The following is a 14,964-nucleotide window of genomic DNA, read 5'->3' on the forward strand; positions in this document are numbered from 1 at the left end:
CCGTGACGCCGTCAGTTCCACAGGGGATAGGTCATCGTCCGGCCGTATCCGGCGGGTTTGGTGTCGGTGTAGGTGAGCGTCAGGCGGCCGTACTGCGTGAGCCGGGGGGTCTTCTTCCACGTCCGGGGGCGGTCGAGCCGTACGGTGACGGGGTATTTCCGGAAGGTTCCCGCGGCGCAGTACGGCTTGCAGTCGTTGACCGCGTTGACGCCCGTGGCGACTGCGGAACGGGCGTCCCACCGCGACCACCGCAGCGAGGTGAGGCGGCTGTTGCCGTCACCACAGGCCAGGACGAACGCGCGGGGCTCCACCCGCGGATGCCAGAAGCAGTCGACGACGACGGGCTGCGTGGGCACCGGGGGCTGCGTCGGCTCCTGCGCGAGAGTGTGCGCGGACCGCGGCGACGTCGTGGGAGCGGCCCCCGCCGTCCCCATGACCGTCGCCAGCGATACCGCGACACAGAACGTGACTGCCGCCCTGACGGTGAGTTTTCGCATGTCCGCTCCCGGCCGCGTGCTTCTTGGATTCACCGGCCCCCGCGTCCGGCCCGTGCGCCTCCGCCCGCGGCGGCGGACGGCGGCCGACTGCCTTCCCACACGGAGGATGCCTCCTCCCACCGACGCTACGACCCGGCCGGGAGATCCACCACTCGCACGGACCATCACCACTCGTACGTGCCCTCCGCGCCGCGACCGGGGTCCGGGAGCGCGCCCCCCTTCCGTCCCGGGCCGGGACGACCGCTTCCCGGCCGGGTACGAGGTGTCCACCGCCCGGCCGCTCCGTCCCGCCGTGACACGGGAGTTGAGGACGGCCGGACGGCCGCGCCCGCGCCCGGAGCCGTCGCGCGCGGGCCCGTGGACGGGCCGCCAGGGTCCGCTTCCGGAACACGCCGACGGCGCTCCCGGCCGGGTGGGCCGGGAGCGCCGTCGGTCGATGGGGTGACGGGGTCCGGTCACGGGGTCAGTGGTGGCCGCCGTGGTGGCCGCCCCAGCTGAGGGTGTCGACGAGGCGACGGTGGTCGTTGCGCAGGGTCGCGGTGTCCCCACGCCGGTCCCACACCGACGAACGACGGTCCTGGAACAGATCACGGAAGGTGTCACGACCGATCCCCGTGTGCACCCGCACCGTCGCCCGACCCGCCAGACGGTAGTGATGGAACGTGTACGTCCGCCCGTCCCGGTCCGACAACGTCCACCGGTCCAGATCCACCGGCCGACGCGTCGTGTTCGTGACATCCACCCACTCGTTGTTCAGATTCGAACGGTGGTGACGACCCGGAGAGTCGTAATGCACATTACTGATCTGCACCGCGGCCCGCGGACGCGGACCATGATCGGCCGCCGAAGCCGGCACCGCCGACACCCCGGCCACCGCCACCACCGTCAACGCGGCAGCAGCAACACGACGGACAGACACAGATGCGGACATGAAGTCCCCCAACATGGTGCGGGCACCCCCACCCCCCACGACCCGGAACCACCGGACCGCACAAGGCAGGACTGCGAGTGCGAGTAATACGGCCGGCCCTTGCCCGCCGACACCCACACCATGCCCCCACACCCCACCGATGTGCGCCATACACGGACACGCGTTACGGATCATCCATACCCCCGTAACACTCACATGCAAGGACCATTCATCGCCCGAACGCACCAAGTTGACGAACCACCCACACCACACCCCATACCCCCCACCCCCAAAACGCCGCACCACGCCACCCCACCACCCACCCACCCCTCACCCGAAAGTGGTTCCCGACGACGGCACCCCTCGGGAACGTGAAGCACGACGGGGGCAGGGACAGGGACAGGGAAGGGCACAGGGTCCAAGAGGGGAACCCGCCCGGACACCGGGCGGGCACAGGCAGGACAGGCGCAGGTACAGGCGGGCGGTGACGGAGGGTCGGCTCCGCGGTGCGGTGAGAGCCTCCGGCGGGCGTGGCGGACGACGCCCGCCCGGAAGAGCTGACGAGAGGTCAGCGCACCCGTCCCCGCGGCTTCAGCGGAACCGGCGGGAGCGCCGGCGCGGAGAGCCGGTCGCCGTCGTAGCCGTGCACCTCGCCGAAGCGGGAGCCCTCCATCCAGTCCTTCCGTCCCTCCTCGATCTCCCGCTGGGAGCGCCCGATGAAGTTCCACCACATGATCAGCTCCTCCTCGAACGGTTCGCCGCCGAGGAGCATGAGGGACGCGTCCGACGCGGCGCGCAGCGGAAGCTCGGTGCGGCCGCAGCCGAGGTAGAGCATCGAACCGGGCAGGACCGGCACGCCGTCGACGTGGGCCTCGCCCGCCATGGACAGCACGGCGTACTCGAAGTCGGGCTCCAGCGGCAGGCGTACGTCCGCGCCCTCCAACAGGGCCAGATCGGCGCCGACGATCGGGCTGTACGTCGTACCGGGCGAGGTCGTGCCGTCGACGGTGCCCAGGATGAGCGTGGCCGTGACGCCAGGCGCCGTGACGAGGGGCAGATCGGCGTGGTGCTCGAAGTGCGGGTCCGTGTGCCGGTGGGCGTCGGGGAGGGCGACCCACAGCTGCGCTCCGTGCAGGAGGCGGGCGTGCGGCTTGGGGCTCTCCTCGGAGTGGCTGATGGCGCGGCCCGAGGTCATGAGGCCCAGTTCGCGCGGGCGGATGGTCTGCAGACTGCCCGTGGAGTCGCGGTGCAGCACCTCGCCCTCGTGCAGCCAGCTGACGGTCTGCAGACCCATGTGCGGGTGCGGCGGGACCTGCATGCCGGGCTCGTCGGCGATGTCGTCGGGGCCGTAGTGATCGACGAAGCACCAGGCGCCGATCATGCGTCGGCCCAGGTTGGGCAGCAGGCGCCGGACTTCGGTGGACTCGCCGAGCTTGACCCGGCGGGGACTGAGGAGTTCACGCACCGGCTCGGCCACCACGAACCCGCGGCCACCGCACAACGCGGGAACGGCGTCGCGATCAAGATTGCTCATGGCGCCCAACCTAGACCCGTCGAGGACCGTCCGTCAGGTCGCCCTTCCACCGGAGGGGCGGGTGCCTGGCTCAGAACCGACCGGGTTCCGGGGAGGACCTGGGACCACCGCCGGAGAGGAGCCGCGCCCTTGGTCCGACGTCTCCAAAACAGTAGCCATGTACATAGTAGCCATGTACTGTTTTTCGCATGAGTTCGGAAGCAGACCACGCGACCCCCGGTTTCCTCGTCTGGCGCCTGTCCATGAAATGGCGGGTGGCCGTCGACCGGGCGGTCGCGCCGCTGGGGCTGACCCACGCCCAGTACTCGCTGGTCGCGTCGCTGTACGGGATGCACCACGCCGGGCTGCGGCCCAGTCAGCGGCAGCTCGCCGACCACACCGGACTCGAACCGCTCTACGTCTCGAAGCTGGCCCGTGCCCTGGAGACGGCCGGCACCGTCGACCGCACCAGGGATCCGGCCGATCCCCGGGCAGTCCGCCTGTCACTCACCGAGGACGGCCGGGAGGTCGCCCGACGTGCCATCGGGGTGGTCCACGGAGTGCTCGATCAGCTCCTCGACCCCCTCGGCGGGCTGGACAGCCCGCGCACACGGGCGTTCAGCGGCGAACTGGCCGTCCTGCTCGGGGTTTCGCTCGAACCGCGCGACGGCCGGGCCGCCGGCCCCACACCACCTTCCGACCCCACACCACCCCACGGACAGGCACATTCCACCCAGCAGCATTCCGATCAGCACCATGTCGACGAGGAGCAGTCATGACCGTCAGCACTCCCCCTGTCAACGGGCAGGTCATCGGCCTGGCCCACTACGCGAGCCGCGCGGTCCTGGAGACCGAGCTCGCCCGCGCCGGTGTCACCTTCAACCAGTCGGTGGCCCTGCGCGCCGTCTCCGACCAGGGCGGAACCGTCGAGCGCGCACGGCTCGTCGCCCGCCTGACCGGCGCACTGAAGATCCAGGAGCGGGCGGCCGAAGGGACCGTCGACGAGATGACCGACCTCGGGCTGCTGGCGAAGCCGGCCGCCGGCCAGGTGTCGCTGACCGACACCGGCGGCGAAGTGTTCGAGCGGATCCGCACCGCGGGGAACCAGATCGCGGCCCGGCTCTACGCGGGAATCCCGGCGGAGGACCTGGCGACCGTGGGCCGCGTGCTGACCCTGGTCACGGAACGGGCCGAAGCGGAGCTCGCGGGCGCGTAGGGGTACCGGCCCGGGGATCAGGCGCGGAGATCGGCGGAGGACCTCGGGTCCGGCACCGGCACCGGCCGCGGACGCCGGGGACGGGGACGGTACGGGAGCCGGGCCCCGGCGGACAGACGGCGGGGCGAGTTCGTGGAATATTCAACCAACCCGCTCCGTTGAGGCGCTCGAAGGAGGTCAGCAGTGGACATGGAGTACTACGACCACGGGACGGCCGCGGACCGTTGGGAGCGGGCGCGGATGTTCTTCGACGCCAAGGACTACACCGCGGCGGCGCGGGTCCTGGGCGGGCTGGTGGAGGAGGTGCCGGAGCAGGTCGGTCCCCGGCTGCTGCTGGCACGTTCGTACTACCACTCGGCCCAACTGGGTCGCGCCGAGACGGAGTTGCGCGCGCTCGTCGAGCTCGACCCGGTGGAGCACTACGCCCGGCTGATGCTGGGCCGCACGCTCCAGCGCCAGGGGCGCGAGGACGAGGCCGCGTCGCACCTGCGGATCGCCTCGGCGCTCGCGGGCGAGTTCGAGCAGGTGTGACCACCGCCCGGAGGTGATCGCCGCTCGGAGGAACGGAGCACCGCGGGGTTCTCGCCGTGGTGCTCCGCACGCGGGCCGGACACGGGAGGGTGTCCGGCCCGCGTCGCGCTGTCCGGGCCCGCGTCTCGCGGGCCCGCCCGCCGCCGACGTCGAGGACTCCCCCACGGCGCTGGACGTGCGCCGGGTGGCGGACCCGCGCCCTCCTCACGCCGCTGTCCTCACCCCACTCCTGCCGCGTACGTGGCCACACCGCACCGCCCTCGTCACACGGCCCCCGGTTCCATCAACCGCCCCAGCAGGTCGTCCAGACTCACCAGGCCGGTCAGTTCGCCCGACGCGTCGCGGACGACGGCGAGGGAGGCGCGGCGCAGGCGGAGCTGTTCGACGGCGTGGGCGACCGTGTCGTGCGCGGCCAGTTCCGGTACGGGGCGGGCCAGCTCGCGCGCGGTCGCGGCGCGGCCCTGGGCGCGCGCGACCAGGGCGTCGCGGGCGTGCACCGAGCCGACGACGGTGACACCGTCGTCGGCTCGGACGAGCAGGCGGGTGCGGTCGCTGCCCGCCGCCACACCGAGCACGGTGTCGACGGAGGCGTCCGCGGGGACCGAGGCGATGCGGTCGGCCGGGGTCTGCAACACGCCGACCGGCTGCTGCGGTTCGGTCAGGGAGCGGGTGATCAGCACGGAGTCCTTCCTGCTGATCAGACCGACCCGCTCCGACTCCTCGACGAGCTGGGCCAGTTGCTCGCGGTTGTGGACCGAGGCCAGTTCGCCGCGCGGGGTGACCCGGCAGAGCCGGACCAGCGCGTTGCTCACCCTGTCGAGCGCCACGATCAGGGGCCGGAGCGTCCGGACGATCGCCCGGAAGGGCGGCGCCAGCAGCATCGCGGAGCGTTCGGGGTACGCGATGGCCCAGGACTTGGGGGCCATCTCACCGACCACCATGTGCAGGAAGACGACCACGAACATCGCCAGCGCGAAGGACACGCCGTAGCTCAGTGCGGCGGGCAGGCCCAACCGGTGCAGCAGCGGGTCGAGTTCGTGGGAGATCGCGGGCTTGGAGACGGAGCCCAGCCCCAGGGTGCAGACGGTGGAGCCGAGTTGGGCGCCCGCGAGCATCAGCGACAGCTCCCGCATGCCGGCGAGCGCCGCCGCGGCACCGCGCCGTCCGGCCGCCGCGGCCTGTTCCATCCGGTGGCGGCGGGCGGCGACCAGCGCGAATTCGGCGGCCACGAAGAATCCGCTGCCGACGAGCAGCAGCACGGTGACGAGGAGAGCCGTCCCGATGGTCATGCCCGCTCCTTCCCGGTGCTCATGGCCGGCAGCCGCTCCAGGCGCACGCGCCGCGGGACATGCCGGTCCAGGGCCTGTACGTCGACCGACACGCGGCGTCCGTCGGACAGTTCGAGCGTCAGCCGGTCCCCGACCGCGGGGAGGCGGCCGAGCCGGTCCACGACCAGGCCCGCCACGGTGTCGTAGTCGTCCTCCTCGGGCAGGCCGAGACCGGTGACCCCGGCCACCTCGTCCAGGCGTCGTCCCGCGTCCACGAGCCAGCCGGTGCCGTCGGCGACCGCGATCTCCTCGACGGTGTCGGTCTCGTCCGCGATGTCTCCGACGAGCTCCTCCGCGATGTCCTCGTACGTGACGATGCCCGCCACGCCGCCGTGTTCGTCGAGGACCACGGCGAACTCGTCGTCGTGCGCGCGCATCTGAGTCACCGCGTCCGGCAACGGCAGGGTGTCCGGCAGCAGCAGCGGGCGCCGGCCGACCGCGCCCGCCGTGGTCCGCGCGAGCCGGTCGGCCGGCACCCGCATCAGTTCGCGTACGCCGAGGACGGCACTGATGTCGTCCGGGTGGTCTCCCAGGACGGGGTGGTTCGAGTGTCCGTGTGCGGCGATCAGCCGGACGGCCTCCGCCGCCGTCGCGTCGCCGCGGACGAAGACGACGTCGGCGCGGGGCACCATGACCTCGTCGAGGGTGCGGTCGGAGAACTCCAGGGCGTGGTCGAGGAGGTCCGCGGTCTCCCGGGGCAGCTGTCCGTGCTCGTGGGACTCGCCGATGAGATGGCCGAGTTCCTCGAGGGTGGCGCCGTGGTGCAGCTCGTCCACGGGTTCGATGCCGGCCCCGCGCAGCAGCCGGTCCGCCGCGCCGTCGAAGAGCCGTACGACCGGGCCGACGATCCTGAGATAGGTGAGCGTCGAGTTCGCCAGGGCCTTCGCGAGGCGCTCCGGGACCGCCAGGGCGAGGTTCTTGGGTGCCAGCTCGCCGAGGACCATCTGCAGCACGGTCGCCAGGACGAAGGCCAGCACGACGGAGACGCCGGTGACCGCGCCGTCCGGGAGGCCGGAACCCTGGAGCAAGGGTGCGAGCAGGGCCGACACGGACGGCTCGGCGAGGAAGCCCACGACCAGGCCGGTCACGGTGATGCCGAGCTGGGCACCCGAGAGCATGAACGACAGCCGCTCCAGCACCCGGAGGGCGCGGGCGGCCCGCCGGTCGCCCGCCGCCGCCTCCCGAGCCAGCGCCAGGCGGTCGGCGGCCACGTACGCGAATTCCTGGGCCACGAAGTAGCCGGTGCCCGCGGTCAGGACGAGCACGGCCAGGAGACCGAGTGCGGCGCTCACCGGACACCACCCCGCCGCGCGCCGCCCTCGGAGGAGTTCCCCCACGACTCCCTTGTTTCTACACGGGTGTAGGAGTCAGGGTTCTCCGGGCGGCCCTCAGAGCGGCGTGGCCGCGTACAGGATCAGGAACATCGTCACGGCCGAGTTCGCGGAGGACATCGCGGAGACCAGCGTGCCGACGGCGGCGCCCCAGGCGGCCAGGCCCACCGAGGTGAACGCCGACGGCCAGCTCCGGGCCACGGGCGCGGGCCGCAGCAGGGCGGCGACCCTGCGCGGCACGGGACCCGCGGACGCGAACCCCGCGAACCCCGGGGCCCCGGCTGGCGCGGCCCCCGCGGCGGACAGCAGGGCGGCCCTGCCGATCGCCCGTGCCACGACCGTGCGGCTTCCCACCGACCGTGCCGCGTCCTCGTCCGCCCACCGCTCCGTGGTGTAGGTGACGGCCGTACGCGACGGGCGCAGGAAGGGGTTGGCGCGCGCCGCGAGGCGTACGGCGAGCAGGTACCGGTGGTGGCGGGCGGTCAGATGGGCCCGCTCGTGCGCGAAGAGGGCCCGGCGCTCGGGCGGCGTCAGGCCCCGCAGCAGGGCGGTGGTGACCACCACCCGGTCGCGGGGGCCGCCGGGCAGGGCGTACGCGTAGGGCCTCTCCTCCGGGAGCACCACCACCGGGGAGGCGGGCAGTCCGGCGAGCGCGCGGCGGGCGGCACGGGCGACGCGGTGGTGCCGCCAGAGGGTCCGCCCGCAGACCGCGAGGACGAGCACCAGGGCCGGGATCGCCGCCTTGCCCGCGATCTCGTCGTAGGGCACGGCCGCGCGCACCTCGGGGTCCGACCAGCCGTCCGGCAGCGGGTTGCCGGGCAGTTGCGCGGTGCCGACGACCATCAGCAGGGCCAGGCAGAGCGTGCTGCACACGGCCATGACGGTGGCGAACGCGGTCAGCAGGCGGGTGGCCGTGCGCGGGTGCAGATGGAGTTCGGCGAGGCGGGCGACCGGCCAGGCGCTGAGCGGCAGGACCAGCGGCAGAAAGACGAAGACCCCCATGAGACGTCAGTCCTCCGCACCGCCGGCCGCTCCCGTCGCCCCGGTCGCGTGCGCCGGGTCCAGGAGTGCGCGCAGCACCTGTTCGTCGTCGGGCGGCAGCGCGGTGACGAAGCTGGCGAGGACGGCCTCGCGGTCGCTCTCGCCGTCGAGGAGCCGGCGCATCTTGAGCGCGGCCAGGCTCGCGACGTCGGCGGTGGGACGCCATACGAAGGAGCGTCCGCGCCGTTCACGGGCGACCGCGTCCTTGGCGAGCAGGCGGGTCAGGATGGTGACGACGGTCGTGTAGGCGAGGTCGCCGCCGAGGCTCTCCTGCACCCAGGCGGCGGTCACGGGGGCGTCCGCCTCGCGCAGCGCGCCGAGGACCTGGCCCTCCAGTTCGCCCTGCCCGCGGCGCCTCGAAGGCCGGTCGGGGACCTTGCGGTCGCGCTGCGCCATGTCCGTCTCCCTCCGGCGTTCGCGTGCACGATCACGCTACCTGGCCGCGGGCGTGCCCCGGCCCCGCCGGTGGGCGATCTCGCCGAGCAGGACGTCGACGGCGACGAACGCCGCGAGCGGGATGCCGAACAGGGGGACGAAGTAGCCGAGGACGGCGACGGCCGCCATCGAGGGGACGAGGACCAGCGGCGGCACCTGCTGCCAGGCGCCCCGCGGGACGGGACGGCCGAACGCGGAGCCGCGGCCGCGCCGCCACCACATGCGGTAGCCCCACACGATCAGCAGGATCAGACAGAGCGCGAGCAGCATCAGGGCGATCTGGTTGGCGAGGCCGAAGAGGACACCGGTGTGGGCGTCGATGCCCCAGCGGGTCAGCTTGGCGAGCACCGGATGGTCGGCGAACCGCAGCACGTCGGTGACCTTCCCGGTGGCCGGGTCCACCGCGACCGCGTCCTGCTTCTCGGGCCAGCTGCGCTGCACCTGCCTGACCACGTAGGCCGAGGAGGTGTCGGCGGGCGGCACGATCTCGACGGGGTTCCCGAGTCCTTCGGCACGGGCCGCCCCGAGGATCCTGTCGAGGTCGGCGGGCGTGCTCGTCACGGTCCCGGTGCCGGTCCCCGTCCCGGCGCCGCCGTGGCCCGCGTGTGCGCCGCCGATCGCCGCCGACACGGAGGGTGTCGCCTGTCCCAGGGAGGTCCGCAGCTCGTCGATGTGCGCCCCGGCGTAGGTCGACCAGGTCAGTCCGGTAGCGGAGAGGAAGAAGAACCCGGCGGCCGCCCAGAGGCCGACCGTGCCGTGCAGGCCCAGGGTGCGGCGGCGTCCCGACGTGCCGCGGACCCTGCGCCGGGCTCGTCCGCGGCCGAACCAGAGCACGAGGCCACCGCCCGAGATCACCCACAGCCAGCCGGCCGCGAGTTCGCTGTAGAGGCGGCCGGTCTCGCCGAGCCGGAGGTTGGCGTGGAGTCCGTCGATCCAGGTGCGCAGCGGGAGCGCGCCGGTGGAGCCGTACTGTTCGAGCGCGCCGCGCACTTCGGCGGTGTACGGGTCGACGAAGACCGCGAGGGTGTGGTCCGCGTCGACGCCCGGCACACCGGAGAGCAGCACCCGCGTCGTCGCGCCGTCCGCGGGCGAGGGAAGCACGGAGGAGACCGTGCCCTGCGGATGGGCCTTGCGGGCGGCGGCCACCTGTGCGGAGAGCGGCAGTTCGCGGTCGCCGACCGGGGCGGTCAGCTCGTGCGCGTACACGATCTTCTCGGCCTGGAACGAGGCGGCGTAGAGCAGTCCGGTCACGGCGGCGACCAGGAGGAACGGGGCGACGAGCACTCCGGCGTAGAAGTGCAGGCGCAGGACCAGCTGACGCAGGGGGGCTCTGCTGGAGGCGGTCGGGGTGACGGGGCGCGGAGTGTCGTCCGTCGTGATCGTGGGCGCGGTGGGCATCGGCGGGCATCTCCGGTGGGGCTGGGGACGGACTCGGGCCGTCGGCCGGTGAGTCGGGCTCTCCGGCCGGTGTGGTCCAGAAGTCGGGAGGGGAGGGCGCCGAGTTCCCGGGCGATGACGTGGCGTGGGTCACAGGGGGACATCTCCGGGGTGCGGCTTGCGCCGCCTCGCCCGGCACGGTCCCGCTTGGCATGCTGGCCCGATGGCATCCGAACGTCACCACGCCGCCCGCCCGCTGCACGACCTGGTCGAGGAACTGCTCGCCCAGGACGGCCCGTTGCCCATCGTCGCCGCCGGGGACCCGGTGCTGCGCCGCCCGGCCGAACCGTTCGACGGTCAGCTGGACCCGGCGCTGCTGGGCCGGTTCGTCGCCGCGCTGCGCACGACCATGCACGCCGCGCCGGGGGTGGGCCTCGCGGCGCCGCAGGTCGGCGTGGGGCTGAGGCTCGCGGTCATCGAGGACCCCGCGCCGGTGTCCGAGGAGGTACGGGAGGCGCGCGGGCGGGTCCCGCAGCCGTTCCGGGTGCTGGTGAACCCGGTGTACGAGGGGGTCGGCGCGGGCCGGGCGGCGTTCTTCGAGGGATGCCTGAGCGTGCCGGGCTGGCAGGCCGTGGTGGCCCGGCACGCCGAGATCCGGCTGACGGCGCTGGACGAGCTGGGCCGCGGTGTCGACGAGGTGTTCACGGGCTGGCCGGCACGGATCGTGCAGCACGAGACGGACCATCTGGACGGCGTGCTCTACCTCGACCGCGCGGAGCTGCGTTCGCTGTCCTCGAACCAGGCGATGACGGACCGCTGGACCCGGCCGACTCCGGCGGAGGCCGCGGAGGCACTGGGCTTCGCGCTGCCAGACTGATGGTCGGCGGCTCCGCGGGTCCCACCCGGTCGGGGCTGCCGGGGCCCGGGTGCCCTCCGCGTCCGAACGGCTCCGGGGGCGTACGCGCCGGGGCCGTGACGCCGGGGATCGGCCGCCCGGGCCGGACACTTGAGGGTCGCGGGGGGGCGCGTAGGCCCCAGTGGTCGACACACGCGGGGCCTGGACGTCCGGGCCACTTCGGCACCCGGACGCCCGGGGTGGCGGGCCGTCCGGCCCGGACAGCGGGCCCCCACCCCGCCGTCGTGCCGCTTCGGCCCGGACCACCCGCCCGATCCGGACGGCCCGGGCGACCTGGGTACCGGACGGACCGGGGCCCGGACCGACCGGGCGCTCCGACCGACCCGCCGCCCGGACGGGCCGGGCCGGGTCGCCCGAGGTAGGTGCCGGGCCGTCCGGAAGGCCGGTCCTACGCGTCCCGGTACGCCTCCAGCAGGCGCAGCCAGACCTCGCTCACCGTCGGGTACGAGGGCACGGCGTGCCACAGGCGGCTGACCGGGACCTCGCCGGCGATCGCGATCGTCGCCGAGTGGATGAGTTCACCCACGCCGGGGCCGACGAGGGTGAGGCCGACCACGGTCTCGCGGTCGAGGTCGACGACCATGCGGGCCTTGCCGCGGTAGCCGTCGGCGTACAGGCCCGCGCCCGCCACGGAGGACATGTCGACGTCGACGGCGCGGACCCGGTGGCCCGCGTTCTCGGCCTCGGCCAGTGAGAGGCCGACGGCCGCGGCCTCCGGATCGGTGAAGACGACCTGCGGGACCGCGCCGTGGTCGGCGGTCGCGGCGTGCGCGCCCCAGGGGTCGGTCTCCAGGAGCGGGACGCCCGCCGCGCGGGCGGCGATGGCGGCGCCCGCGATCCGCGCCTGGTACTTGCCCTGATGGGTGAGGAGCGCGCGGTGGTTGACGTCCCCGACGGCGTACAGCCAGTCGCTGCCGGTCACCCGCAGGCTGTCGTCGACGTCGAGCCACGAGCCCGGTTCCAGCCCGACCGTGTCGAGACCGATGTCGCCGGTGTGGGGCACCCGCCCGGTGGCGAAGAGGATCTCGTCCGCCTCGATGCGCTCGCCGGTGTCCGTGACGGCCACCACCGTCGGGCCCTCGCGCGTCACCCCCGTCACCGAGGTGCCGGTGCGGACGTCGGCGCCCGCCTCCTTGAGCGCGTCGGCGACCAGTTCCCCGGCGAAGGGTTCCATCCTGGGCAGCAGACCGTGGCCGCGGCACAGGAGGGTGACCTGGGAGCCGAGCGCCTGCCAGGCCGTCGCCATCTCGACGGCGACGACACCGCCGCCGACCACGATGAGCCGGTCCGGGACCTCGTGGGCGCTGGTGGCCTCGCGGCTGGTCCAGGGCTTGACCTCGGCGAGTCCGGGCAGGTTCGGCAGCAGCGCGCGGGTGCCGGTGCACACGGCGACCGCGTGCCGCGCCGTGAGGATGCGCAGCTCACCGTCCGGGCCCTCGACGCTCACCCGGCGCGGCCCGGCGAGACGCCCGTGTCCGCGGTGGAGATCGGCTCCGATGCCGTTGATCCAGTCGACCTGTCCGTCGTCCTTCCAGTTCGAGGTGTAGTAGTCGCGGTGGGCGAGGACCGCGGCGGCGTCGAGCGGGCCCTGCACGGCCCCGCTCAGGCCGGGCACGCGGCGGGCGTCGGCGCGGGCGATGGCAGGGCGCAGGAGGGCCTTGCTGGGCATGCAGGCCCAGTACGAGCACTCGCCTCCGACCAGCTCGTTCTCCACGATCGCGGTGGAGAGGCCGGCCGCGCGGGCGCGGTCGGCGACGTTCTCCCCCACGGGTCCGGCGCCGAGCACCACTACGTCGTAGGCGATGGATTCCGTTTCCGTCATGGGCCCAGTCTGGTTGTTGGTGTGCGCCGTGGCCACACGGGTACGCGCGCGGAATACGGCGCCGGGAGACGGTGTTGTGCACACCGGCTTCGCCCCGAGGCCCGAGAGCAGGAAGAGGTAGTCACGCCATGAGCAGGACGATGGAGCTGACCAAGGAGAACTTCGACCAGACGGTCACGGACAACAAGTTCGTCCTGATCGACTTCTGGGCCTCGTGGTGCGGTCCGTGCCGCCAGTTCGCCCCGGTCTACGAGAAGGCCTCCGAGGCCAACCCCGACCTGGTCTTCGCCAAGGTGGACACCGAGGCGCAGCCGGAGCTCGCCGCGGCCTTCGACATCCAGTCCATCCCGACCCTGATGATCGTCCGCGACCAGGTCGCGATCTTCGCGCAGCCCGGAGCGCTGCCCGAGGCCGCCCTCGACGACGTCATCGGGCAGGCCCGCAAGCTGGACATGGACGAGGTGCGCAAGTCCATCGCTGAACAGCAGCAGGCGCAGCAGGCTCAGCAGGGCGAGTGATCTCGGGGAACGTCCCGTGGGCCCCGGCCGGTACCGTTCCGGCCGGGGCCCACGCGCGTGTCAGAACGGGTACGGTGCCACGTCCCCGCGCACGGTCGTCCAACGCAGCTCGGTGAAGGCCTCCAGGTTGGATTCACCGCCGAAGCGGGCGCCGGTGCCGGAGGCGCCCGTACCGCCGAACGGGGCGACCGCCTCGTCGTTGACGGTCTGGTCGTTGATGTGGGCGATGCCGGTCGGGATGCGCTCGGCGAGGTCCAGACCGCGCGCGGTGTCCCGGGTGACGATGCCCAGCGAGAGGCCGTACGGGCCGGCCGAGGCGAGGGCCACGGCCTCGTCGGTGTCCGCGAAGGCCCGTACGGGCGCGACGGGGCCGAAGACCTCCTCGGCGTACGCGGGGGTCGTGTCGTCGACTCCGGCGAGCACGGTGGGCCGGTAGAACAGTCCCTCGTGCGTGCCGCCCGCCGCCAGCTTCGCGCCGCGTGCGGTGCTGGCTTCCACCAGCCCCTGGATCTTGGTGAGTTGGGCGCCGTCGATGACGGGTCCGAGGTGCACCTGTTCGCGGTACGGGTCGCCCACGGCCAGCGATTCGGCCTTGGCCGCGAGCCGTTCGACGTACTCCTCGTACAGGGAGGCGTGGACGAGGTGGCGGCCCGTCGTCATACAGATCTGGCCCTGGTGGAAGAACGAGCCCCAGGCCGCCGTCGAGACGACGGCGTCGAGGTCTGCGTCCTCCAGCACGACCAGGGCCGAGTTGCCGCCCAGTTCGAGGTGGGCGCGTTTGAGGAGCCGGCCGGCCGCCTCGCCGACCGCGCGTCCGGCGGCCGTCGATCCGGTGAAGGAGATCACCGGGACCAGGGGGTCGGCCACCAGCGCCCGGCCGGTCCCGGCACCGCCGGGCAGGATGTGCAGCAGTCCTTCGGGCAGGCCCGCCTCCGCGAGGACGGCGGCGAGCGCGAGGCCTCCGCAGACCGCGGTGCGCGGATCCGGTTTCAGCACCACGGCGTTGCCGAGGGCGAGCGCCGGGGCCACCGAGCGGATGGAGAGGATGAGCGGGGCGTTGAAGGGGGCGATCACCCCCACGACGCCGACCGGGACGCGCCGGGTGTACGACAGGCGGGGGGCTTCCGAGGGCAGGATCTGTCCCGTGGGGCGGGAGGCGAGGGCGGCGGCCTCGTAGCACTCCTGTGCGGCGACGTGGAGCTCGAAGTCGGCCTTGCCGGGAACGGATCCGGACTCGCGCACGATCCATTCGCGCAGTTCGTCGGCGTGCTCGGTGAACAGGTCGCCGGCCCTGCGCAGGACGGCGGCGCGGACGAAGTGCGGTGCACCGGACCAGGCGGAGCGGGCCGCGTGGGCCTCCCGGGCGGCCGTGGTGACGTCCTCGGGGGCGGCGAGGGTGACGGTGGCGAGCGTCTCGCCGGTGGCGGGCTCGGTGACGGCGTGCTCGCCCCCCGCCAGGGTGCGGGACTGCCAGGACCTGGGGTCGAGCAGCGTCATGTCGGGGCTCCGATCGTTCGCTGACCAGCGGG

15 protein-coding genes are annotated in these 14,964 nt (G+C 73.4%); 5 read left to right on the plus strand and 10 right to left on the minus strand.

Annotated features, from left to right (window positions below; translation table 11 throughout):
* Nucleotides 1-11 precede the first annotated feature (11 nt).
* The 3 genes from OG776_RS09205 to OG776_RS09215 all read right to left on the minus strand — a co-directional run bounded on the left by OG776_RS09205 (nt 12) and on the right by OG776_RS09215 (nt 2,941).
* Nucleotides 12-497, minus strand: coding sequence for a hypothetical protein (locus OG776_RS09205; protein ID WP_148014857.1), 486 nt, complete (start codon nt 495-497; stop codon nt 12-14).
* 463 nt (nt 498-960) lie between these two features.
* On the minus strand, nt 961-1,602 hold the full coding sequence (locus tag OG776_RS09210; protein WP_315986965.1) for a lamin tail domain-containing protein: 642 nt from the start codon (nt 1,600-1,602) through the stop codon (nt 961-963).
* Nucleotides 1,603-1,975: 373 nt separating this feature from the next.
* Nucleotides 1,976-2,941: a pirin family protein gene (locus OG776_RS09215; protein ID WP_148009698.1), complete on the minus strand. Its 966-nt coding sequence runs from the start codon at nt 2,939-2,941 to the stop codon at nt 1,976-1,978.
* Between the two features lie 188 nt (nt 2,942-3,129).
* Between OG776_RS09215 and OG776_RS09220 the strand changes: the two genes are divergently transcribed.
* The 3 genes from OG776_RS09220 to OG776_RS09230 all read left to right on the plus strand — a co-directional run bounded on the left by OG776_RS09220 (nt 3,130) and on the right by OG776_RS09230 (nt 4,667).
* Nucleotides 3,130-3,699 carry a MarR family winged helix-turn-helix transcriptional regulator gene (locus tag OG776_RS09220; protein ID WP_148009697.1) on the plus strand — a complete coding sequence of 190 codons (570 nt, stop codon included), beginning with the start codon at nt 3,130-3,132 and terminating at the stop codon, nt 3,697-3,699.
* The gene (locus tag OG776_RS09225) at nt 3,696-4,136 is read left to right on the plus strand and encodes a MarR family winged helix-turn-helix transcriptional regulator (RefSeq protein WP_148009696.1); all 441 of its coding nucleotides are present in this window, start codon (nt 3,696-3,698) and stop codon (nt 4,134-4,136) included. Before OG776_RS09220 ends, OG776_RS09225 begins: the two co-directional genes overlap by 4 nt.
* 183 nt (nt 4,137-4,319) lie before the next feature.
* Nucleotides 4,320-4,667 carry a tetratricopeptide repeat protein gene (locus tag OG776_RS09230; RefSeq protein ID WP_187285651.1) on the plus strand — a complete coding sequence of 116 codons (348 nt, stop codon included), beginning with the start codon at nt 4,320-4,322 and terminating at the stop codon, nt 4,665-4,667.
* A gap of 263 nt (nt 4,668-4,930) precedes the next feature.
* Here the strand turns inward: OG776_RS09230 and OG776_RS09235 are convergent, their stop codons facing one another.
* The 5 genes from OG776_RS09235 to OG776_RS09255 form a co-directional block, all read right to left on the minus strand.
* Nucleotides 4,931-5,956, minus strand: coding sequence for a CNNM domain-containing protein (locus OG776_RS09235; RefSeq protein ID WP_329320021.1), 1,026 nt, complete (start codon nt 5,954-5,956; stop codon nt 4,931-4,933).
* A complete protein-coding gene (locus OG776_RS09240) occupies nt 5,953-7,287 on the minus strand; it encodes a hemolysin family protein (RefSeq protein ID WP_329320023.1) in 1,335 nt (444 codons plus the stop codon). Before OG776_RS09240 ends, OG776_RS09235 begins: the two co-directional genes overlap by 4 nt.
* Before the next feature lie 96 nt (nt 7,288-7,383).
* Nucleotides 7,384-8,328: a M56 family metallopeptidase gene (locus OG776_RS09245; protein WP_148009693.1), complete on the minus strand. Its 945-nt coding sequence runs from the start codon at nt 8,326-8,328 to the stop codon at nt 7,384-7,386.
* Between the two features lie 6 nt (nt 8,329-8,334).
* On the minus strand, nt 8,335-8,763 hold the full coding sequence (locus OG776_RS09250; protein ID WP_148009692.1) for a BlaI/MecI/CopY family transcriptional regulator: 429 nt from the start codon (nt 8,761-8,763) through the stop codon (nt 8,335-8,337).
* A gap of 36 nt (nt 8,764-8,799) precedes the next feature.
* A complete protein-coding gene (locus OG776_RS09255) occupies nt 8,800-10,200 on the minus strand; it encodes a PepSY-associated TM helix domain-containing protein (RefSeq protein WP_148009691.1) in 1,401 nt (466 codons plus the stop codon).
* 202 nt (nt 10,201-10,402) lie between these two features.
* On the opposite strand from OG776_RS09255, the gene OG776_RS09260 reads away from it, so the two are divergent.
* The gene (locus OG776_RS09260; protein WP_148009690.1) at nt 10,403-11,056 is read left to right on the plus strand and encodes a peptide deformylase; all 654 of its coding nucleotides are present in this window, start codon (nt 10,403-10,405) and stop codon (nt 11,054-11,056) included.
* 427 nt (nt 11,057-11,483) lie between these two features.
* Here OG776_RS09260 and OG776_RS09265 read toward each other — a convergent pair whose 3' ends face one another.
* Nucleotides 11,484-12,917, minus strand: a complete 1,434-nt coding sequence (locus tag OG776_RS09265) for a dihydrolipoyl dehydrogenase family protein (RefSeq protein ID WP_329320037.1) — start codon at nt 12,915-12,917, stop codon at nt 11,484-11,486.
* A 128-nt stretch (nt 12,918-13,045) separates the two neighbouring features.
* Between OG776_RS09265 and trxA the strand changes: the two genes are divergently transcribed.
* Nucleotides 13,046-13,435 carry a thioredoxin gene (trxA, locus tag OG776_RS09270; protein ID WP_329320039.1) on the plus strand — a complete coding sequence of 130 codons (390 nt, stop codon included), beginning with the start codon at nt 13,046-13,048 and terminating at the stop codon, nt 13,433-13,435.
* A 60-nt stretch (nt 13,436-13,495) separates the two neighbouring features.
* On the opposite strand, the gene OG776_RS09275 is transcribed toward trxA, so the two are convergent.
* Nucleotides 13,496-14,932, minus strand: coding sequence for an aldehyde dehydrogenase family protein (locus OG776_RS09275; RefSeq protein ID WP_329320041.1), 1,437 nt, complete (start codon nt 14,930-14,932; stop codon nt 13,496-13,498).
* Nucleotides 14,933-14,964: the final 32 nt, after the last annotated feature.

This window comes from Streptomyces sp. NBC_01689, assembly GCF_036250675.1.
Taxonomy (GTDB): domain Bacteria; phylum Actinomycetota; class Actinomycetes; order Streptomycetales; family Streptomycetaceae; genus Streptomyces.